We start from the raw sequence: 22062 nt of genomic DNA, 5'->3' as shown, positions 1-22062 counted from the left end.
CGAGCAAAAAAATTAGGGAACCTGCACAGGCCCGAGCTGCGGGGTCTTCACCGGTGTTGCCAATCCAATGATCTCCGTCAGCGTGTCATTGCCGAAGTCCGGAACCCAGATGTTTCCACTGGCGTCGATGGCGACAGCAGACGCCTCCAGCATCGCCGCGTCTGAAGCGTATCCAACAGCGGGAGACAAAATCTGGCCTGGCGAGGTAGAGGCCGAACCAGCCAGCTCGGTCAACGATGGTCCGCGAAAGTTGGCGACCCACACATGGCCGGATCCATCGATCGCAATCCCCTGCGGATTCTGGATACTCGCGCCATTGTCGTTATAGCCGCTTGATACAACTGTGCCATCATTCGCAAGCTGGCTTACGCTATCGCCATAATAGTTAGCAACCCACACATACCCACGCTGATCAATAGCGATCCCCGCAGCTCCGTTGCAGCACGCGTAGTCGGTGAACTGACTTCCATCCGGCGCCACCTTCGTTACCGTGCCCCCGCTGTTGTTCGCCACCCAGCCATTGTGGTTCGCGTCGAGAGCGATGGCAACCGGAAAGACCAGTTTAGGTGAAGTGTATCCAGCAGCGCCCGAGAGTGCCTGTCCCGAACTGGAGAGCAACGTAAGGCTGGAGTTCCCAAAGTTGAGTACCCACGAAGTCGCATTGCTGTCGATTGCAATAGCGATCGGATAGTACAAACCTCCGGTGACATAGCCCGTAGCACCAGAGATCAACTGACCCGAGGAGTTGAGGACCGTTATGCTACCCAAATTATTGTTAACGCCAACGCTGTCTTCGTTCGCAATCCACGCATTGTTCTGAGCATCCACCGCAACCGCACGCGAGTCTAACAACCCGCCAGACGTGAGCCCATTTGGATAGAGAGGAACTCCCGTTGGTGAAAACTCCGAAACGGCGCTCGAGTAACTCGATACCCATACGTTCCCAACTCCATCGATTGCAACCGAGTCGGGCGAACTCATACCCGCTCCCGTGTAGTTGATAAACAGCGTCCAGTCCGCCGGAGCAGACGTGAGCGCAGGCGTAAAGAATGCATTCGCGGTCGACTGCGTGTACAGCTCTGTAACGTTGTCTCCCGCATTCAACGCTAAATCCAACGCAGCATCCAGTGTGTTGCTTGGCACCGTGCCACCGTTCGTCGTCGTCGCGGGAAAAAGCGTTCCACATGCTGTCGACGAAATCGTGCAGGCATGCAACAGATTTGCAAGACTGTTGATCCTCGGTGCCGGAGACTTACCAGCAGCAGAAAAACCTGCGACCGGAGCCGTCCCAGTCGTCAGGTTTACGAGGCCCGCAACAGTAGCAACCGCATTGGCAAGACCCTGTGCATTCGTCGAGGCAGCTCCAACATTCCCGCCAATGCTCAAAAACTGAGCAAGCGCCCATACACTGGCGACTGTCGTAACCTCATTGACGACAAACTGCGATGACACCGCAATCTGGTTGCACATCCCCAGCGTCGTCGTCAGCATAATAGCCGCATTACTGGCCGCACCGCCAACCTGTCCTCCACTGGCAATAACATACAGTTGCGAAGAAGGCATCGGGCAAAAATAACCTGCTGGCACGGTATAAGCTCCGGTCGCATCGGTCGTAAGCACATTCATAAGCAACGAAGTCGCGGCAGAGCCGTTACCCGCGCTGCCCGCCGCATATAACTGAATAGAAGCTCCCACGATCGGAAGACTGCCAGCCATCACCTTACCTCCAAAGCTCACACCCGCGTAGCTTCCGGGTGGAGGCGGAGGCGGTGGAGGCGGTGGAGTTATAGGCGGAGGCACCAATTTGGACTGGTCTCCCCCGCACCCGAAAAGAGAGCAGCAAAGGACACAGCCAATCATGACGAGAGCAAGTATAGGAAAGCTGCGCGAGATCAATTTCACTAGGAGACCAAAGAAAACAGAAGCCGGATGCAGTGGACGTTTAGCGACGATACGGCCGAGTGAGACCACTCAGATTCACCGAAGAGAGAAAGTTGCCAACGGCGCCCACCATTTGACGGCGTGCTATCTCCGGCGAAAGAGTGGTGTCGATCGTCTCGGCCTTAAGCAGGATGGGAATGGGGCGCTGCGGATCCTGCGACAACAGCGCGTCCGCAGTCGGCTTGCTGTAGACCAGGCCGAAGTGTTTGCGGTCACTCGAATATTCCCCGCACGAATCGCCGCTGCAGATCGTCGTTGCCTCAAGATACTGCGTAGCGCCGCTATTGAAGAAGGATCCCGAAAATCGAACCGGCACGCCTCCCGCCGTCGGCAGCGTGATCTGGTCGCGCCAGATAGGATCCTCTCCGCGGGCAGAATGACAGATCAACGTATCGTGTGAACCGAGAAGCGGCGAAATCCCCAACGAAATATGCGGTCCCTCGTGATCCGGAGCATACTCGGCCCAGTGGAAGATAAGCGGGCCCGTGAAGAGATTCTCATTCCACGAACGGACGAGGCTGTAGTCTCCCATGCGTGCAGGAAATTGTCCCAACGCGCTCTCATCAGCCTTCCTCTGTGCAAGAAAGCTGGCGCTGTGCGTGCGAATCAAACCGCGAGCCACGCCGTAACCGCTGAACAGAACTACCACTAGCATCCCTGCAAACCTAGGGTAGAAAGAAGACCGTACAGCGTGGTCTATCGGAGCAAGGTCATTTGTCGGAGATTGAAGTTGTCCCGGAGATTCGCTCAACCGGCGAACCACATAGAAGAGCAAAAAAGTCGCGAAGAGAAAGAGGCATGCGCCGATCACATAGTCACCCATCTCCGCCCTCGACTGGAGCCAGGGAAGCTTCAGCGCCACGAGATAGTACAGCACCAGAAAACAGAGGCGCGCAAAGTTGAACACATACCCCAGCAACACAGCAGCCACAACCACCGCAGCCTGGACATACCACCGAAAGCGATAGATGTACCCGGCGATCAATGCGATAAATCCCATCGTCACCGCGCCGCGAATACCGTTACAACCCGGAGCGATGAACATGCCAAAGCTAGGTGTGAACATCAAACGAAGTTGATCCGAACTCAACGGCTGGCCAAGCGCAATCGCAAATGTGCGGGCCACATGCGCGGAGGCGCGCTGCAGTGGAAGATCGACGAACACATTAAAGATGTGCGGCACCGGATTGACGAACCAGAGCAGCACAAGAGGAAACAGCGATGCACGAAACAAACGCCTGCCGCCGAATAACAAAACGACACCGGAGCCGTACGCGAAAGCGACCAGCGAATGCGGGGGAATATAAATCGACCACTGCGGCGAGAAGACGAAGACCATAATTGCCTGGTCCCGCACATGCACCACCGCAGCTGTTACTGCGACGATCGCCAGTCCCCACCAAGTCCCGTCCATCTCCCAGCCAAGCGAACGCCACGCACGAAGAACCAGTACAAAGCTGACCAGCGGGACGAACATCCCAATCGACTTCAGCGCATCGGTCATCCACAGAAACCAGAGCGCATTCACTGTGGACCAGACAGTAGAGAGCCCCAGCACCGCGAGAATAGCTGCAATTCCCGCGGCCTGGGGGGCGCTTAGCTTGCCTGCCACAAAAGAACGAGGCTGTATGACTTCAGTGGCGGACGAGATCGTTGTCATACCATTTTCAATTCAAAAGCGGTTAGATTGTCGGTGTTGAACTACTTGGAAGAGTTGCTACGGGCCTTGATACGTGCACGAGCTGATACGAAAAACGCACCTGCGGAGCCGACCACGGCAAGGATTGCCGTTGGATTCTCTGGAGAGTCGGTACATCCATCAACCTGTGCGTGTAGAGGGAGGGCAACGAACAAAAATAGCGCGACAGCGGCCAGGGAAAGAATAGTTTTCTTCATTTGTGTCCTCAATTGGGAAGGTAACGTCACAAAAGGTGAATGTCAACGCGAATAACCTTTACGTCATACCACTTTTGTGTTGGGAAAATAATCATCGCTTGCCTGCGCGAGAGTCCGTCGCCTACCGTCGATAGCGAGCTGCTTCGAGGCACTTCTAGCGCCATCAAACGCCGCGAGAATGATTCCCTTGCATCCCAATCTGCATTTGTTTGCGGTCGTTATCTTCGCTGAGACGCTAACCATTGATGGAGGTTGAGTTCCTGCGAATCGCGAAGCTGGACGCAATCGTTAATACTGTCGATCGCCTTCGCCAAAGTCCGCTCTGCCGCATCCACTTTGTGGTCTGCGAAGAACCCTGCCACCTCGTCGCGCTGCCTCACCGTGCAGAAGGATCCCATCGCACCGACCACCTCTGCCCCCGAAGACACGGTTAACTGTGCATGGACCTTGTCCCAGTTCTTCTGAATATAAGTCCACGTTTGATCGCGCGTCTCACGGTCCCTCAGCAGTGCAACCAGCACCGTCCAACTGTCTTGGTTGCGCACCGCACCCGAAGCCACATAATCGAGTGTCTGTTTTACCAGCGCAGGATCGCGAAACCGCGCCAGCGTACGAAGCGCGTCCGTCTGCTCTCCCGGATCACTTGAGTTCTTGCTCACGGCAAGCACCTTCTCATAAAGGGCATGATCGCCGTTGTTCGCGCTCACCAGCACAGCCGCGTCCGCGAGTGTCGCATCGAGTGTCTTATCTTTCTTGTTGTTCACGTCAAAGACCCGCGCCGTCAGTTGCTGCGCCTGGCTCAGGACTGCCGGGTCTTCAGCATCGCCAAGCAATTGAAACAAGATACCCCGAAGCTGCTGACGATCGAACGATTCTTTCTTGGCTGGCGTTCCAAGCGCCGCATACACAGGCTCAAACTGCCGGCGCAACACCGCTGCGAGTTCCGCACGATCCTGCTTCGTCGCAATGTCCGAATCGATCACCTCAATCTTCTTCTGGACCGTATCAAGAACTGCGGCGTTGGGGTCTTGCTTCAACTCCATCACAAGATCCAGGTAGTCGCCTATGCTGCTCCGTCCAGACGCAGCCAGCGCCCAGCTATCACCTAGCAGACCAATCCGCTCCGGCGGTGTCAGTGCTGTCTCCGCCTTCGCCAAAATCGCGCTGAACTGAAGCCGCGTATAAGCCGTCCGATAGTAGCCCTTGCCAGCCGCATTGGCATAGAAGACCGGCGCACCCACATCCATCGGCAGCGGTAGCGATGCGTCCTCCGGTGTCAGCACACGGCAGATCGGCTGTCCGTTCGTCTTGAGGCACACCGGCACCGTCCATCCCTGCCCTTTTTTATTCCCTACAGCAGAGGACAGAAAAAACCGGCTCTGCATCACCGGCACGTTGCCCGTCTGTCTCTCCGAAAACGTCAGCAGAGGCACGCCCGGCTGCGTCACAAAGCTCGACATGATCTTGTCCACCGGCAGATGCGAGTTGACCGTCTGCGCGTTCCAAAAATCCTCAGCCGTCGCATTCGCATAAAGATGAGCCTGCAGATAGTTGTGCACACCCTGCCGAAAGACCTCCTTGCCGAGGTAGCTCTCCACCATGCCGATCACTGCTCCGGCCTTGCCATACGCGATGCCGTCGAACATCTCGTTGATCTCATCCGGCGTATCTGCCGTAGCGCGGATCGTGCGCGTCGTCTTCTGCGCATCCAGATTCAACGTCTCATCCAGGCTCTGCGCATCATCCTGCGGAAATTTCCACTCCGGATGCCACTCCGCCACAGGCTTGGTCTCCATCCACGTGGCGAACCCCTCATTGAGCCACAGGTTATCCCACCACTGCATCGTCACCATATCGCCGAACCACTGGTGCGCCATCTCATGCGCAACCACCTCGGCCACACGCTTCTTCTCCGGAACATCCCCGGCCTTCGCATCCACCAGCAAGTCGGTCTCACGATATGTAATGCAACCGAAGTTCTCCATCGCCCCCGCCTCGAAGTCAGGCAGTGCAACCATATCGAGCTTGGGCATCGGATACTTAATCCCGAAGTAAGCGTCGTAGTAGTGCAGAACATACTTCGCCGACTCCAGCGCAAACTTCGTCAGCTCCACCTTGTCCGGCGTCGAACACACGCGGATCGGCACACCATCCGACTTCCCCTCGCTGCACTTGAAGTCCCCCACCAGAAACGCGACAAGATAGGTCGACATCTTTGGCGTCGTCGCAAAACGCAGCGTATGCTTCCCTGCAACCGGCCCAGCCTTATCTGAAACGATGTTCGCATTCGAGATCGCCGTGTCGCCGCTATCGACGATCAGCGTAATGTCATAGGTTGCCTTCAGCGCAGGCTCGTCGAAGCTCGGATACGCGCGACGTGCATCCGTAGGCTCGAACTGTGTGACCGCATAGTTGCGAGTCTTCGTCTTCGAAAGATAAAAACCACGCAGTTTATCGTTCAGCGCTCCCGTATAACGGATCTCGAGCGTCACCTTTCCCGCAGGCAGCTCCTCGGGAAACCGAAATGTAGCCTGTTCCTTCGCCGCATCCAGAGTGATCTTCGCAATCTGTGGGTGCTTGTCGGACTGCATCGCGCTAAGCGGAACCGGCTGCGAGCCCAGCTTGCCATACGTATAGGCAGCCACCGGCAGAACATACGCCTTCACCTCGTCGAACCGGATCTCCGCAGCGTTCAGCGTAATGCTCTTGCTCGGTGCATCGAGCATCACGTCGATCGTCTCTTCCCCACGAAACGTCGCCGTCTGAAGATCGGGGGTCAACGTGAGCGCGTAGTGCTCAGGACGAACTCCTGTGGGCAGCCTCTGCGCCTGTACTGTAAAGGCAAGCATAAGGACAAGGACAACAAAGGCAGAGACGGTACGGCGAACGTACATAAAAAACCTCAGCTAAGATCTACGATCTCTTGCGCAACAAAAGGCCAAAGGCATCGTGTTATTTTGTGCGGCAGACACAAAGCCGAGCCGGACGATACTCCCTGATCGAGACTGCGCCAGAACCCACCCCAGCAGAGGCACAAAAGCTCTTCCACTCCTCGGCAACAAAGCTCCTCCGGATCGAGACCGGCCCATCGTGCTTCACGAATCGGTGCCAGCGCGTAAACCGCGCCAACAGACGGAAGAGGTGATACGGCACCGCCTGGCGATGGAGATCGTTGATAAACCATCCGCACTGCGCTGTCTCTTCCATCCAGCGAACAAAGCGCACCACCTGCGCATCGTCGAGATGATGTGTAAGCAGTGTGCACATAATCACATCGGCGTCGCCCATTCCATCCTGCGACAGCGCATCGCCCACCACCCACTCAATCCTCTGCGTAGCCGGTGTCGCCTCTCGCGCAGCCCGAATCGCATCTTCATTCAGGTCGATCCCGGTCAGCTCGACCGTTACTCCCTGTTTCGCTGCCCAAGCGTCCACCATCCGCAACGTGTCGCCGTAGCCACATCCAACATCCACCACGCGCAGCGGTGCAGCCCCCGCGGGCCTGGCCGCAACCACCTCGCGGAGCCACGAGAGCGTCGGCCGATGAGCAAACGTAAGCCGGTTCACCCGGGCGATATCATGCAGGCAAGCACGCAGCTCTTCATAGCTGCACGGCTGATCCATCATCTCTTCCAACTGGGCACGTCTCGAAAAATCCAGTGGAAGAGAGGCCGAAGAGAGACACGCTTCTGCTGCACCATTGGCGGAATATGTCTCGAGAAGATCGGATTGCGGAAGCGGAGGCGACGGAATGGAAGTCAGAGGCAAACTCGATTCAATAGTTATAGGATACCCGATCACAGCACGCCGTTCGTATCACTACGTGGCATGAATCGAAGCTGCGCGCTCTGAGTGCCCAGACGTCTCCGACGCACGGGCCTCCGCATAGGCTGCAGCTCCCAGCAACGCGCAGGTGTCATCCAAAATAATCCGAACTGGAATCGACTCTAACAGCGGCGACAACCTGCCCTTGTCCAGAAACGCCTGAACGAAAGCACCATTCTGCAGCGTCTTCAGGATCTTCGGAGCGATTCCGCCCCCAAGATACATCCCCCCCGTCGCCAGCACCTTCAACGCAATATTGCCGGCCTCGGCCCCATACGCCCCGGCGAAGATCTTCATCGTCTCGAAGCACAGCGAGCTGGATCCATCTTCGGCGCACTGCCCAATCACCGCGTTCGGATCCTCCGCCTGCATCCGATCATGAAGCCATCCCGGCTCATTAATCTTTTCCACGTCCTTTAGGAACGAATAAATATTCTTGATCCCCAGACCCGACACCACGCGCTCCCAGCTCACCCGGCCCTTCAGGGTATGGCGCAGGTACTCGAGCAGTGCAATCTCTCGGTTACTGCGCGCGGCGAAGTCGCAATGACCTCCTTCAGAAGGAATCGGCCGATGCTTCGTCCCCTCCCAGATCAGCAGCGCCTCGCCCAGGCCAGTACCCGCCGCCATCAACCCAGCGTGCCCGCCCGTCTCAGGATTCCCTGCATGCAAGGTAAATATCTTGTCCGGCGTCAGCTCTGGAATGCCATAGCCGTTCGCCTCCAGATCATTGATCAGATAGATCTGTGGGATCCCAAGCGACTTCACCAGATCGCGCTCGTCCAGCACCCACGGCAGGTTCGTCAGCTTCAACCGTCCATCGCGAACCGGCCCCGGACAGCCAAAACACGCCGCGACAATCTCTTCCTTCTGACACTTATTGTCGGCAAGAAACTTATGCACGACATCATCGAGGCTGCCAAACTGATGCGCCGGAAACTTCTCGTCGCACATCTGTTGCAGATGCCCCTCGTCAAAACGATACAGCGCAAGATGAACCTTAGTTCCGCCAACATCTCCAGCGAGAATCATCTATTTCAGCTCCAGTACGCCGGTGGAATTAGAATCACCCGGTGGTGGCAGCTTAGCCGCTGCAGCCGTATCCAGCAAGAGGGTAAGCTTTCCGCTCGCCGGACGAATAATCTGGGACGGATACGTCTCCGGCTGGTAAGGGCCAAGAAAAACGTCGTGCAGCACCTGCGCCTTCGCCGCACCTTCGATCAGAAAAGCGACCTCCCGCCCCTGGTTGATCACTGGCCAGGTCAGCGTAATCCGCCACGTATCCTTCTGCGGAACATGGTTCGGCACCACAATATGACTCATCTCGTTCAGCGCCTCGGTATGCGGAAACAGCGAAGCCGTATGCCCGTCGTCCCCCATCCCCAGCAGCACCAAGTCGAAGGTCGGCGTCTCCGCTCCCTCCAGCTTGAACGAGTTCCGTATGGTCGACTCATAGCGTGCAGCGGCCACCTCCGGCTCCAGCTCGCCCTCCATCCGGTGTACCCGCTCCGCCGCCAGAGGAACCTTCGACAACATCGCCTCTTTCGTCATCTTGTAGTTCGACTCTGCATTGTCAGGCGGCACGCAGCGCTCATCCACCCAGTACAGGTCGAGCTTGTCCCACGGCACCCGCTTCAGAAACGGCCTCGCAGGATCAGCCAGCAAGCCGAACATCGCCTTCGGTGTCGTGCCTCCGGAGATCGCAATCCGCGCAGCCCCCCGCGCCTCCACGGCCTTCACCGCAGTGTCCGTAAAAAGCTGCGCGGCGGCCTCAGCTGTAGCCGCCGGTGTTGGCAAGATGCGATATGAAACAGTAACGGGACGCGGCATAGATTAGATCTCGCAAAAATAAATTGACGTACTCAGACCACTCAAAAGCTGAACTCCGAAGCACTTGCACCTACCTCGGAGCCCACAGAACATTGGATGCGAATTGAAACCGCCACGCTGTGAGCACATTCATCTCACAGCGTGGCGTGTTACTCCATCATTAAAGCGAGCGCCACTTTCTGCCCTCTTTGCCCAAAAGCTCATCCGCGCAGTCCGGCCCCTCGGAGCCAGCTGCATAGTTGGGGAACTTCGAACCATTCACCTTCGCCCACTCTTCGATGATCGGCGTGAACAGCGCCCAGGTCGCCTCAACGCCATCGCGGTGAGCGAACAACGTCGCATCTCCCAGCATCGCATCCAGCAGCAACCGCTCGTAGCCATTCGCCGAAGACTTGCCGAACGCATCCGCGTAGCTGAACGCCATGTTCACCTGTGCGAGATTCGTCGTCGGCCCAGGAACCTTCGCGCCAAACTGCAGCGAGATCCCCTCATCCGGCTGAATGCGCATCGTAATCACGTTCGGCTCGATGTTATCTCCGCTGCTGTTGGACTTGAACAGGTGAAGCGGCGGCTGCTTGAACACAATCGTCACCTCGGTCACGCGCTTAGCCAGCCGCTTTCCTGCCCGCAGATAAAAAGGAACCCCAGCCCATCGCCAGTTTTCAATCTCAACCCGAATGGCAGCAAAGGTCTCGGTGCTCGACGTCGGCGAAACCCGCTCCTCCTGCCGATAGCCGACCACATCTTTGCCATCGACCTTACCCGGCCCATACTGTCCGCGAACCGCGTTCTTCACCGGGATTCCCTCAATCGCGCGCCACACCTTCAGCTTCTCGGTGCGAACGGCCTCAGCCTCGAACGAATCCGGTGGCTCCATCGCAACGAACGAAAGAACCTCCATCACATGGTTCTGCAGCACGTCGCGCACAGCGCCGGCCTTCTCGTAGAACGGCCCGCGTCCTTCGATGCCGATCGACTCAGCCGCCGTAATCTCGACGTGATCGATGTAGTTCCGATTCCACACCGGCTCGAAGATGCCGTTGCCAAACCGAAACACCAGGATGTTCTGCACCGTCTCCTTGCCCAAATAGTGGTCGATACGGAAGATCTGATCCTCCGCCAGCACGTCATTAATCTCATCGTTCAGCTTGCGCGCAGACTCGAGATCCGTACCGAACGGCTTCTCGATAATCACCCGCACCCAATGCTTGTCCCCAGCCTCGGGCTTCGCCATGCCATGCTTGCCCAGTCGGCGCGTAATGTCCGCAAAGAACTCCGGCGCCACCGCGAGATAGAACAGGCGATTTCCCTTGGTATTAAACTTTCCATCCAGCTCTGCCAACTGAGCCTTCAGCTTTTCAAATCCTTCATCGTCGTCGAACTCCGTTGCAAAGTAGGAGACGCGATCCATGAATGGCTTCAGTTTGGGATCGTTCTCCTCAACACCGCCGCCCTTCAAGATGCCATCCTGCATATCCGGTACAAAGGTCTTGCTGAGGTCCCGGCGCGCAACACCGACGACCGCAAAGTCCTTCGGCAACAGACCCGATTGCTCAAGATGATAGAGCGCGGGCAGAAGCTTGCGCTTGGTAAGATCGCCCGACGCGCCGAAGATAACAACGATACAAGGCTCCGGGATCCGCTCACCCTTCTTGGTGGCATCCACCGCGGCTGCCGATACGCCGACTGGTACTGTGCTCATAATCCGCTCCCTTACAAAACCATTCGTAATGCGCCGAACCTGTGAAGCCGTCCGGGTTAGAAGATCCGAAAATCGTGCGCGAGCCAAACAAGCGGCCGCGCACCTCACATAAGACTAAGACTTCTTGACGTCGTGGCCGCCAAAGGCCCCACGCATGATCGAGATCATGCGATCGGTAAAGTTATTCTCTTCGCGCGACCGTATCCGCCGAATCAACGACTCGGTAATCACCGGAGCGGAGACATTCAAATCAATCGCCTCGGTCACCGTCCAGCGACCTTCGCCCGAGTCCGGAACAAACGCCTCCAGTCCCTCCAGCGTCGGATTCTTCGACAGCGCATCCGAGGTCAGATCCAGCAGCCACGAACGCACCACCGAACCCTTCTGCCAGATCTTCGCAATCTGCGGCAGATCAAGATTCAGCGGAGTCTTCGCCTTCATAATCGAAAAACCCTCCGCATACGCCTGCATCATGCCGTACTCGATCCCGTTATGCACCATCTTCACGAAGTGCCCCGCGCCCGAAGGCCCAACGTGCCCCCATCCCTCGTTCTTCGCCGGAGCCAGCGCCTCGAAGATGGGCGTCAGTCGCTCAACCGGCTCCTTGTCTCCGCCGATCATCATGCTGTAGCCCTCTTTCAGACCCCAGACGCCGCCCGAAGTCCCGCAATCGACATAGTGGAAGCCCTTGTTCGCCTGCTCCGCATGTCGTCTCTGCGTGTCCTTGTAGTTCGAGTTGCCGCCATCGATAAACGTATCGCCCTTTTGCATCAGCGGCTGCAGCCTTGCGATCGTCTGGTCCACCGGATCGCCCGCAGGCACCATGATCCACACCGCGCGCGGCGCAGCAAGATTCTTCACCAGATCTTCCAGCGTGTTCACTCCAACCGAACCATTCGCCGTCAGCTTCGCGGTCGCGTCTTTATTGAAATCAAATCCCACAACCTTGTGTCCAGCCAGGCGCAGCCGCTCCGCCATGTTGAAGCCCATCTTGCCAAGTCCGATAATTCCCAGTTCCATTCGTTTCCTTTTCTAAACGGCCTTTACGCCAAGTTGTGCAAGCTCATCTCTAAGCTGTGCGGGTGATTCAAAACATATCGTCTGCATGCCCAGGACAGCCGCAGCCTCGCAGTTCTCAACCTTATCGTCGATAAACAGCGAAGTCTCGGCCAGATGACCCGAGATCTCAATCGCAGCCCGGTAGATATCCGGATGCGGCTTCATCTCGTGTACATACCCCGAACAGATAAAAAAATCAAAGAACGGCCGCAGCCGAAAACCATCCAGCCGGTGCGCGTTCAACTCTCTACTCTCATTATTCAACGTCGCCTGCCGGTACCGTCCAGAGGTCGCAAGCTCGCCCAGAATATCCACACTCTCCGGATACAGAATCCTGCTCTCTGCGCACACCTGCGGCCAAAGCTCGCTGAAAGTAATCGCAGGATTCTGGTTCAGCACCGTTACATTGAAAAAATGCTCCGCAGTCGAAAGCCCGCGCTCCCAAAAGAAATTCGCTTCCTCGTGGCGGCTCTCATAGTCCGCAAGATCCACGCCAAGCCGAGTCAACACCTCGCTGCGCTGGTTCTTATCCCAGCCATTCGTAAGCAGAACTCCTCCGATATCCCAGAAGATCGTCCTGATATGCGGCGAAGAGCTCACTCACCCTCCGGAAAATCTGCGCCGACCGTAACCTGCTCCCACGCAGCGATCTCCTTCTGCCATCCATCCAGCTTGCCGCGCATCCGTTGCAGCGCGGCCGCTCCCAGCAGCAAATGGAGCGGCGGATTTGGCGACTCCACCACCTGCATCATCGCCTGCACCGCACGCAGCGGATCGCCCTTCTGCTTCCCGTCGTTCTCCGCGAAGTACTTCCGCATATTGCCCGCAGTATTGTCATAGTCCGCGATGCGCGTCTTCGCAATCACACCCGAGCGTCCAAGAAAATCCGTGCGGAACGGCCCCGGCTCAATGACCGTCACATGAATCCCCAAAGGGGCAAGCTCCGCAGCCAGAGCCTCTGAAAGCCCCTCCACCGCAAATTTGCTCGCGTTATAAAACCCGATTCCCTGTCCGCCAATCAGCCCGCCGATAGACGAGAGATTCAGAATATGCCCGCTACGCTGCTTACGAAGATGCGGCAGAAACGCCCGCGTAACCTTCAGCAACCCAAACACATTCGTCTCGAACATCGGCATAAACTCTGCCGAGGACACCTCTTCAATTGCACCGGCCACGCCATACCCCGCGTTATTCACCAGCACATCCACCTGCCCAAACGTAGCAAACGCCTGCGTCACCGCCGAGTCCACCTGGCCCGCATCCGTCACATCCAGCGCCAACGCCTTCGCCGTCTTCGGATACTGCTTCTCCAGATCGGCAACCTTATCCAGCTTCCGCGCCGTGACAATCACCCTTCCACCCGTCTTCAGAACTTCTTCGGCCAACAGACGTCCAAAGCCCGTCGATGCTCCCGTAATAAACCAGGCACGCTGCGCAGATTGCGTCATAATCTCCAATGCTCCGTAAAGTCGTCTCTGCGCATCCGTCCGCAGCTACGAGTTGAGGGCCGCTCCGACCGCTGCCGGCATATACTGCCTTTCAATTGCCTTCACCTTATTCAACCGCCGCACAAAGCGCGGTTCACTCGCAATAAATCTCGCCTTCAGATAAGCCTCTACGCACTCGAACGCAGCCGCCGCGCCAATGATCCGCGCGCCCAGCACTAGCACATTCATCTCATCGTGTTCCACACCCTGGTGCGAAGAGTACGTATCGTGGCACATTCCCGCGCGCACTCCCGGCATCTTGTTCGCTGCCACGCACACACCTACGCCCGACCCGCAGATCAGGATGCCCCGCTCCGCCTCGCCCGTCATCAGCGCCTTCCCTACCAGCAAGGCGAAGTCAGCATAGTCCGACGGCTCCGTGTCGAACGCGCCCAGATCCGCAACCTCGTGGCCGAGCTTCGCAACATGCACCCGCACCTCTTCCTTCAGCGGAAAACCGGCGTGATCGGAGGCGATAGCAATCTTCATAGCAGACCTCAGAGTTGGATGCTCGCGGAGTGTGATTGGGCGCAGACCCGTCCCGCAACACCGGACTATAAGTCCGAAGACTACGGGCGGAGCATGTATGCCCCGCCCGTAGTCTTACTTCTTCACCAGCTTCTTCGCATGTGCCACAACGTTCGCCACGTTGATGCCCAGCTTATCCAGCGCAATCGGCCCCGGAGCAGATGCGCCGAAACGGTCCAGCCCAATCACGCCGCCGTTATGGCCGACATACTTGTACCAGCCCAGCGTCGCACCCGCCTCAACCGCCAGCTTCGGCGTTCCCTCAGGCATCAGCTTCGCCTTATACGCATCGTCCTGCTCGTCGTAGATCTTGAAGCTCGGCATCGAAACCACGGTCGCGTTGATGCCCGCAGCCTTCAACTCCTCCGCAGCCTTCACAATCAACGACACCTCAGATCCCGTCGCGATCAGGATGATGTCCTTGCCGTTCGACGAAACCTCGTACGCACCCTTGCGCGCTCCAGCCTGCGCAACTCCGGCGTCGATCGTCGGCAGATCCTGCCTTGACAACGCCATAAAGCTCGGACTCTTCCGCTCCAGCGCAAGCTGCCAGCACGATGCCGTCTCGTTCGCATCCGCAGGCCTGAAGTCCGTAAGCTGCGGGATTGCACGAAGGCTCATCAGATGTTCGATCGGCTGGTGCGTCGGCCCATCTTCGCCCAGGCCAACCGAATCATGCGTGAAGATAAACAGCGAGTGAACGCTCATCAGCGCAGCCATACGCAACGCCGAACGGCAGTAGTCCGAGAACGTAAAGAACGTCGAGCCGAACGGAATCAACCCGCCGTGCGCCGCCATGCCATTCACCATCGCGCACATGCCGAACTCGCGCACGCCGAAGAACACATTGCGTCCAGCCGGATCTACATGAAAGCTCGGCGAGTCCTTGAAGATCGTCTTCGTCGAAGCCGTCAGGTCGGCAGCGCCGCCGAACAACTCCGGCACAACCTTCTCAATCGCCTGCATCACAGCCTGTCCTGCATTGCGCGTGGCCATCGGCTTGTCCGTCGGGAAGGTCGGAATCTTCTTCTCCCACCCGTCGGCCAGCTTCGCCGAGATCGTACGCACAAACTCAGCCGAAGGCTCCGGATACGCCTTCGCGTACTCAGCAAACTCCGCATCCCACTCGGCATGCGCATCCTTGCCGCGCAGCTTCGCCTTATCCCAGTTCTTGCGCGCCTCGTCCGGAACGTAGAAGCTCTTATCCTCCGGCCAGCCCAGGTTCTTCTTCGTCTCTTTTGTCGCTTCCGGCCCCAGAGCCTCGCCGTGCACCTTGTTCGTGCCGGCCTTCGGGCTGCCGTAGCCGATCACCGTCCGCACCCGAATCAGCGAGGGCTTCGTCGTCTCCGCCTTCGCCTTCATAATTGCGTCTTCAATCGCAACCAGATCGTTGCCGTCGGCCACATGCTGCACGTGCCAGTGGTACGCCTCGAACCGCTTCGTCACATCTTCGGTAAACGAAAGCTCCGTCGGCCCATCCAGCGAGATCAGGTTGTCGTCATACAGCACGATCAACTTGCCCAGCGCCAGCGTACCCGCCAGCGAACTAACCTCATGCGAGATGCCTTCCATCAGGTCGCCATCGCCGCACAGAACGTACGTATGGTGGTCGACGATGTTGTACGTATCGCGGTTATAAACCGCAGCCAGATGCCTCTCCGCCGTCGCGATACCTACCGCCATTCCCAGCCCCTGACCCAGCGGCCCGGTCGTCACCTCAACACCCGGCGCCTCGCCGTACTCCGGATGCCCGGGCGTATGCGATCCCCACTGCCGGAACTGCTCAAGCTGCGACATCGGCAGGTCATAGCCGGACAGATGCAGCGCACCATACAGCAGCGCCGAAGCATGTCCGTTCGAAAGGATGAAGCGGTCGCGGTCGATCCACTTCGGGTCCGAAGGATCGTGCTTCATAATCTTGTGATACAGCAGATAGGCAATCGGAGAGCATCCCAGCGGTGCCCCGGGATGGCCGGACTTCGCCTTTTCAACCTGGTCGACGGCCAGAAAGCGGAGGGCGTTGATGGAGAGCTGGTCTAGTTCCTGCTGCTTCAAATCCTGCTGTTCGCTCATTCTTTTCCTTTGCTCTTTTTAAGAGACGCGCCGCACTTGGCGACGCCGAATCTGAATAAATTGGTCTATCTCAAACAGTGTACAAGCGGAGCGCCGGTTGTCGCATCTCGCACACTGCTAGGATGCCGTCTCCGGTATGACAGACACATCAATATTTCGGCCCAGCCACCGGTCCAACTGCGTTTGCTCTCCATCGCCCGGCCACACCAGCGTGAACACGATCGTCGCCGTCTGCCCCTGGGCCGTCACAATATCCGCAAAAAACCCGGAATAGCCCACCGAACGCGACTCCGCCGTCTGAGTCGTCACCCAGTTATCAAACGTATAGACCACCCGGAAGAAGTCGTGATCGACGATGCGCAGCGTATGCCCGGAAAAGATCGCCGACAACGGACGTCCAAGCTCGAAGATCTCCCGGTGATTGGTAAAGGTTCGCTTACCCTTTGCAACCGCATAACGCTCCTCGACAATCGAGATCCGGTCGAACACCCTCCCATCCGCCGCCGAACGCAGCAGCTTCAGATACTCCGCATGCGCCCACACCAGCGGCTGCGCCGAACCCGCCGACCGCCCCAGAAACATTCCCTCCGCCGGCATATCGGTGTAGTCCCATATCTGCTCCGGAAGCATCCCTCCCACCGAACTGAACTTTTCAATGGCCTGAATATGCGGCTTGTAGTCGTTCCCCGCCGCCAGTTCGTAGTGGCCCCGTTCGCCCGTCAGTATCGGCCACGCCCTGCCCTGGCCCGACCCGTCGTACGCCCTGCCATCTTTCTTCTGTCCATATCCATCGTGGTTGTAGCGGCGCCAGCAGTCGCCAAACGGCGTATCAATCTTCAGGCAATGATCCACCACCTTCAGCGAATCCACAATCAGCGGATCGTCCGCACGCCGAATCCCGTACCGCACCAGCTCCAGAAACCCAGCGTCGATCACCTGCCGCGCTTCAAACTCGGTCTTCTCACCCGGCTCCCGGTTGTTGATGTGAATCATCCCCGGCGCAAGCTGGTCGTTGTAGAACGGCTCGCCCTTGGCAGGAGGACTGATCCGCATGTAGTGATACTTGACCTCCGGATGCAGCACCCCGTCCCTCGTCGTCGTCCACTCATCCAGATGGGCTTCAATCCAGTCCGCATACGACTCCAGATATCCCGCCAGCTCCATCGACTCACGGTCCCGCGCAATATCCGCCGCACACAGCAGCCCCGAGATCACCGCCGCAAGCGTCGAGGGCGAGTACCCCGGCGTCTCCTCCCACCGCTCCTGCTGCGTCACCGGAGCGTACTTCACCAGGAACGCCGCCGCCCGCTCCACAAACGGAAACACGTCGAAGTTCCCCAGCCCATCCTGCTTCCACAGCCGCCACGCCAGCATGATCGGAAACGCAACCTCATCCAGCTGAATCCCCGTCCAGTACGGCGTCCCATCGATCCAGAAGTTTTGCGCAAAGCTTCCATCCGACCGCTGCGTACACGCCAGGTACACCAGCGCCCGCAGCGCCGTGTCCGTTCGATTACATGCCAGTAGCGCCGTCGCCGTCTGCACCATGTCCCGCGTCCACACCAGGTGGTATCCACCCAGATCCGAATCCCCCTTCGACGCCCCCCACGGAACCGAAGCCGAAGCGATAAACGCGCCCGAGTACGTCTTGTCCTCATGCGTCAGCAGCACATTATGGCTGATCCGCATCAACCGTCCGTCATCGTTCGACGGCCCGGCCAGCCGCTCCGGCGTCGCAGATCGTCCCCACTGCACCAGAAACCGCTTCGCCAGATCCTCATACGGAGAAGCCAGCGTCTGCATCATGTGCGCAATCGCCGCGTGATGCCCACCGCCAAACGAGATCGCCACCGTAAACTCGCGGTGCGTCGTAATATCGACCTCGCCCATCAACGCAATATTGCCGTCCAGCGCCTGCCCGAACTGCCAGCTCATGCGCATGTCCTTGCTCAAATTCTGAAAACCGTCGCTCGTCCCCACATAGCCGCACGAAGACCGGATAAATCCGCAGCTCGTCCCCAGCGCCAGCGAAGTCTCACCCTTCCACGCCAGCAGGCATCGCTGCCCCGCCACGTCGATCGAACGCGCCGAGTTCCCCGCCCCGCCGCCGTTCAAGTGCGGCGCCAGCAACACATAGCACTTCAGCCGCGACAGCAGCTCCTCTTCCCCGCTGATCTTCACATTCATCAGCACCACCGGATGGTGCGGATCGCTGATGAACTCCTTGGTCACCGTATATCGCCCACCCAGATCGCTCCCCACCACCCGCACCGCCGGCGCATGGTTGTCGATGTAGTGGAAGTCATACTGAAAGTCCCGCTTCTCTTCATGAAAAAAAGTCTCGCCGTCGCTGAACAGCAGCTCCATATCGCGAGTCTGCGGACGATCGATCGTCGGATAATAAATCTCGTTCAGCGTCCCATGCGAGACCGTAAACCACACCTGGCTGGAGGCCGCATACGCCGTCGAAACCGCGTCTTTCTCACTCGAAGTCCAGCGTGGTTCCACTCCAGGGCCGCCAAACGCCGGTCCATCATCGTCAAGCCAGCGGTACGTCGCAGTCAGATCGCTCATTGTCGTCTATTAGATCGTAAAAGCCTGTGTCCGTTACATCGCTTTGCGAAAGAATCATGAATCCTGCATTGCGATATCATCTTGGAGTCCGCGCAACCCGTTTCGGGTGCATCGCGCAACGCCGGCAAAGCATCGAACCCAGTCAGGCGGTCAGGATACTCCTGGCTGGCACAACCAAAGTACGACAGGAGAATAACCCGTGGCCTACGAACTTCCCCCCTTGCCCTACGACTACGCAGCGCTTGAGCCCCACATCGACGAAGCGACCATGAAGCTGCACCACGACAAGCACCACCAGACCTACGTCACCAACCTCAACGGCGCCGTGGAGAAGCACCCCGACCTCGGCAAGAAGACCCCCGAAGAGCTCATCAAGGACCTCGCCAGCATTCCCGAGGACGTCCGCAAGGTCGTCCAGAACAACGGCGGCGGACACGTCAACCACACCATGTTCTGGCAGATCATGCAGCCCAAGGGCGGCGGCGAACCCACCGGCGAGATCGCAGCCCAGATCAAGGCAGACTTCGGCGACTTCGAGTCCTTCAAGAAGACCTTCAACGAGACCACCGCCAAGCAGTTCGGCGCAGGCTGGGGCTGGCTCATCTTCGAGGGCGGCAAGCTCAAGATCGTCACCACCGCCAACCAGGACAACCCCCTCTCGCAGGGTCACTACCCCATCCTCGGCAACGACGTCTGGGAGCACGCCTACTACCTCAAATATCAGAACAAGCGCCCCGACTACCTCGCCGCCTGGTGGAACACCGTCAACTGGAGCGAGATCAACAAGCGCTTCGCCACCGCCAAAAAATAACCTGTACCAGCAAAAAAGATGGGGACTGCTCAAAAGCAGTCCCCATCTTCATGAACCCACCAAACTCACAATCACAGGTAAATCACAAAAAAATCCCCCGCCCCCAGCCGCGTCCATCCGCTCGGCGGAGTAACATTCGCCCCAAACTTCGCCACCAGCGCCTTCGCCCCGGTCGAACGCAGCGCTGCCATCACCCTCTCCTTATCCGCCCTCTCCCACACCTCCGAGATCGGCTCCGACTCCACATACATCTCCGTCCGAACATGCACCTGCGCCAGCCGCGCCCAGTAAAAATCATCCCTGCAAGCCGCCTCTCCCAGGCAAGCAACCGTATCGCCCGGCTGAATCCCCGCCGCGCTCCCCAAACCCTCTCCCGCAGTAAAGATCGCACGGTTATAAGCCCCCACCGCCCGTCCCTCCGCATTCTTATTCTGTTTAATATCCCTCATCGACTCCGTAAACGAGCTGCACACCACCATCCCCGCAAACACAAAAGCGCCCATCGCCGCCGCTCCCTGCCACCCCTTCGGTATCCGGACAAACGCCACCAGCACAATCAGCGCAAGAACCGCCGCACTCGCAATGTAACGAGCCTCCGTATACACCACCACGTACATGCCAACCCCGGCCGCCAGCAGAAGCAGCACCGGCCCCGCACCGCGCCATCCAAACTCCTCCCGTCGCCAGCGCCCTCCCATCATCAGCAGCACCAGCACCAGCAGCACATACTGCAGACGAAGCACGAAGTACTGCACCACAATCGTCAGCCCGTACCTCATCGTCCTGGCCTCTGCCTTCACATTGAAACGAGGCTTCAACCCGTCATTCCAGTACGACGGATCCAGCCACTGCGCCTCGCTCCCCGGCATCACCGTACCGTAGTAGTAGATCGCCGGGTCCTGCAGAACCTGCACCGAAGTATGCTTCAGCTCGCCCTTCGCCAGCCCATAGCGCGAAGGCTCATTCTTCTGCTGCTCAAACCTGTCCGCCCCATCCACATACCACGCATAGTTCAACCCACCCGAATCACCCGCCGAAAACCGTCCCTTCTGTTTCGAGAGCGCCCCAATATAAGGTCCCGCCAGCGCCGCGAAGATCAGCACTGCAACCGCAAATCCCTTCGCCGCCTTCTTCATCGAACCCGCTACAAACGGCAGCAGAAGCAGCACAATCGCGAACGTCGGAAACGCCACGCTCTTCACCAGAAAAGCCAGCCCAAAACAAAACCCCAGCCCCGCATAGGACAGCAGATTCTTCCTCGCCCCAACGCGCATCAGAAATCCTGCACCGAAGACCAGCAGCATCGCCAGCAGAACATCAGGCCGCACCGCCCCAACGCCCAACTCGCGCGTCACGCTCAGCAGCGTAATCCCCGCCGCGAAGACGCCCACCGTCTCCCTCCGCAGAGGCACCAGCGCACCCTCCACGCGATCGAACCCAAACGACTCCCTCAACTCCACCGCCGCACGCAACGCAAACCGCACCGCCAGGAACAGCCCTCCCGCGATCGCAACGTTCACGCAACGCACCGCCGTCAACTCGTTCCACAGCGACGACCGCAGCACCGTACGTCCCAGCAGAAGCAGCGCCGGATACCCCGGATGCCAGTAAGCATTCACCACCCAATGCCACTGATGCCGCGCAATCAAATCCGACAGATCAAGATACGAGATCCCATCCGCCGTCATCTCGTATCCAGTAAAGATCCCCTCCATCACCACGCAGACAGCCATCATTGCAAACAAGGCTCTGCGTACAACTGCCGACGAAAAGATCTCCATATATGCGTAGCACCCTCAAAACAGCACCGCTCGATGCTGCTATGGTAACCCGGAGCCGCCGTTGCAACCGCAGTCGCAGCTACCAGTTAGTAACCACCACAGTATCTAACATCGCAATCACCGTCGCCCCCCTCACCACCTTTATCTACCAACCCGCACAGACAATGCGGTTGTCGTGCCGTTACCGTCGTAGTTGCGATTACTGTTGCTATTGCCGTTGCTATTGCCGTTGCTATTGCCGTTGCTATTGCCGTTGCCGTTGCCGTTGCTGTTGTCGTTGCGGTTGCGGTTGCGGTTGCGGTTGCAGTTGCAGTTGCAGTTGCAGTTGCAGTTGCAGTTGCAGTTGATTGTCCTTTTGTTTGTCATCCCGCAGGGATCTGCTTTTGCCTTTACCTTTGCTGTTGCCGTTGCTCTTGCTCTTGCTCTTGCTCGCCCTTTGTTTGTCAACCCACAGCGATCTGCGGTTGCCTTTGCCTTTGCCGTTGCAGCTAGGTACAGCGAGGCTTCAGCCTCGCGTCTAAACCACGCCGCGAAGCGGCCTCCACTCTGCCGAAG

Annotated in this window: 17 protein-coding genes; 2 read left to right on the top strand and 15 right to left on the bottom strand. The window is 58.2% G+C overall.

Annotated features, from left to right (window positions below; genetic code table 11):
• Positions 1 to 12: 12 nt before the first annotated feature.
• The 14 genes from GSQ82_RS05410 to GSQ82_RS05345 form a co-directional block, all read right to left on the bottom strand.
• Entirely contained in the window at positions 13 to 1800 is a 1788-nt protein-coding gene (locus GSQ82_RS05410) for an NHL repeat-containing protein (RefSeq protein WP_158790972.1), read from the bottom strand.
• 142 nt (positions 1801 to 1942) lie between these two features.
• Positions 1943 to 3601, bottom strand: a complete 1659-nt coding sequence (gene xrtJ / locus GSQ82_RS05405) for an exosortase J (RefSeq protein ID WP_254061440.1) — start codon at positions 3599 to 3601, stop codon at positions 1943 to 1945.
• A 41-nt stretch (positions 3602 to 3642) separates the two neighbouring features.
• Positions 3643 to 3837 (bottom strand): PExPT-CTERM protein, encoded by a 195-nt coding sequence (locus GSQ82_RS05400; protein WP_158790971.1) that lies wholly within the window; start codon positions 3835 to 3837, stop codon positions 3643 to 3645.
• Positions 3838 to 4055: 218 nt separating this feature from the next.
• Positions 4056 to 6731, bottom strand: a complete 2676-nt coding sequence (locus tag GSQ82_RS05395; RefSeq protein ID WP_158790970.1) for a M1 family metallopeptidase — start codon at positions 6729 to 6731, stop codon at positions 4056 to 4058.
• A gap of 58 nt (positions 6732 to 6789) precedes the next feature.
• Positions 6790 to 7464 (bottom strand): methyltransferase domain-containing protein, encoded by a 675-nt coding sequence (locus tag GSQ82_RS05390; RefSeq protein WP_254061461.1) that lies wholly within the window; start codon positions 7462 to 7464, stop codon positions 6790 to 6792.
• A 192-nt stretch (positions 7465 to 7656) separates the two neighbouring features.
• The gene (gene glk / locus GSQ82_RS05385) at positions 7657 to 8694 is read right to left on the bottom strand and encodes a glucokinase (RefSeq protein ID WP_158790969.1); all 1038 of its coding nucleotides are present in this window, start codon (positions 8692 to 8694) and stop codon (positions 7657 to 7659) included.
• The gene (pgl, locus tag GSQ82_RS05380; RefSeq protein ID WP_158790968.1) at positions 8695 to 9492 is read right to left on the bottom strand and encodes a 6-phosphogluconolactonase; all 798 of its coding nucleotides are present in this window, start codon (positions 9490 to 9492) and stop codon (positions 8695 to 8697) included.
• Between the two features lie 160 nt (positions 9493 to 9652).
• Positions 9653 to 11194 (bottom strand): glucose-6-phosphate dehydrogenase, encoded by a 1542-nt coding sequence (zwf, locus tag GSQ82_RS05375; RefSeq protein ID WP_158790967.1) that lies wholly within the window; start codon positions 11192 to 11194, stop codon positions 9653 to 9655.
• Positions 11195 to 11308: 114 nt separating this feature from the next.
• Positions 11309 to 12214, bottom strand: coding sequence for a phosphogluconate dehydrogenase (NAD(+)-dependent, decarboxylating) (gene gnd / locus GSQ82_RS05370; RefSeq protein WP_158790966.1), 906 nt, complete (start codon positions 12212 to 12214; stop codon positions 11309 to 11311).
• Positions 12215 to 12226: 12 nt separating this feature from the next.
• Positions 12227 to 12853 (bottom strand): HAD family phosphatase, encoded by a 627-nt coding sequence (locus GSQ82_RS05365; protein ID WP_254061439.1) that lies wholly within the window; start codon positions 12851 to 12853, stop codon positions 12227 to 12229.
• The gene (locus tag GSQ82_RS05360) at positions 12850 to 13701 is read right to left on the bottom strand and encodes an oxidoreductase (protein WP_158790965.1); all 852 of its coding nucleotides are present in this window, start codon (positions 13699 to 13701) and stop codon (positions 12850 to 12852) included. The genes GSQ82_RS05365 and GSQ82_RS05360 overlap by 4 nt, the downstream gene beginning before the upstream one ends.
• 45 nt (positions 13702 to 13746) lie before the next feature.
• Positions 13747 to 14229 (bottom strand): RpiB/LacA/LacB family sugar-phosphate isomerase, encoded by a 483-nt coding sequence (locus tag GSQ82_RS05355; protein WP_158790964.1) that lies wholly within the window; start codon positions 14227 to 14229, stop codon positions 13747 to 13749.
• A gap of 114 nt (positions 14230 to 14343) precedes the next feature.
• A complete protein-coding gene (tkt, locus tag GSQ82_RS05350; RefSeq protein WP_158790963.1) occupies positions 14344 to 16341 on the bottom strand; it encodes a transketolase in 1998 nt (665 codons plus the stop codon).
• A gap of 117 nt (positions 16342 to 16458) precedes the next feature.
• Positions 16459 to 18915: a glycoside hydrolase family 15 protein gene (locus tag GSQ82_RS05345; protein ID WP_158790962.1), complete on the bottom strand. Its 2457-nt coding sequence runs from the start codon at positions 18913 to 18915 to the stop codon at positions 16459 to 16461.
• 199 nt (positions 18916 to 19114) lie between these two features.
• Here GSQ82_RS05345 and GSQ82_RS05340 point away from each other — a divergent pair, with 199 nt between their 5' ends.
• Positions 19115 to 19726, top strand: coding sequence for a superoxide dismutase (locus GSQ82_RS05340; RefSeq protein ID WP_158790961.1), 612 nt, complete (start codon positions 19115 to 19117; stop codon positions 19724 to 19726).
• A 71-nt stretch (positions 19727 to 19797) separates the two neighbouring features.
• On the opposite strand, the gene GSQ82_RS05335 is transcribed toward GSQ82_RS05340, so the two are convergent.
• A complete protein-coding gene (locus GSQ82_RS05335; protein ID WP_158790960.1) occupies positions 19798 to 21507 on the bottom strand; it encodes a hypothetical protein in 1710 nt (569 codons plus the stop codon).
• 193 nt (positions 21508 to 21700) lie between these two features.
• Between GSQ82_RS05335 and GSQ82_RS24690 the strand changes: the two genes are divergently transcribed.
• On the top strand, positions 21701 to 22062 hold a 362-nt coding region (locus GSQ82_RS24690; RefSeq protein ID WP_216847021.1), incomplete at its 3' end, for a hypothetical protein.

The sequence above is a fragment of the Granulicella sp. L60 genome, assembly GCF_009765825.1.
Taxonomy (GTDB): domain Bacteria; phylum Acidobacteriota; class Terriglobia; order Terriglobales; family Acidobacteriaceae; genus Edaphobacter.
The sequence above is the reverse complement of the archived record's forward strand: the minus strand, read 5'-3'. Positions and strand labels throughout refer to the sequence as shown.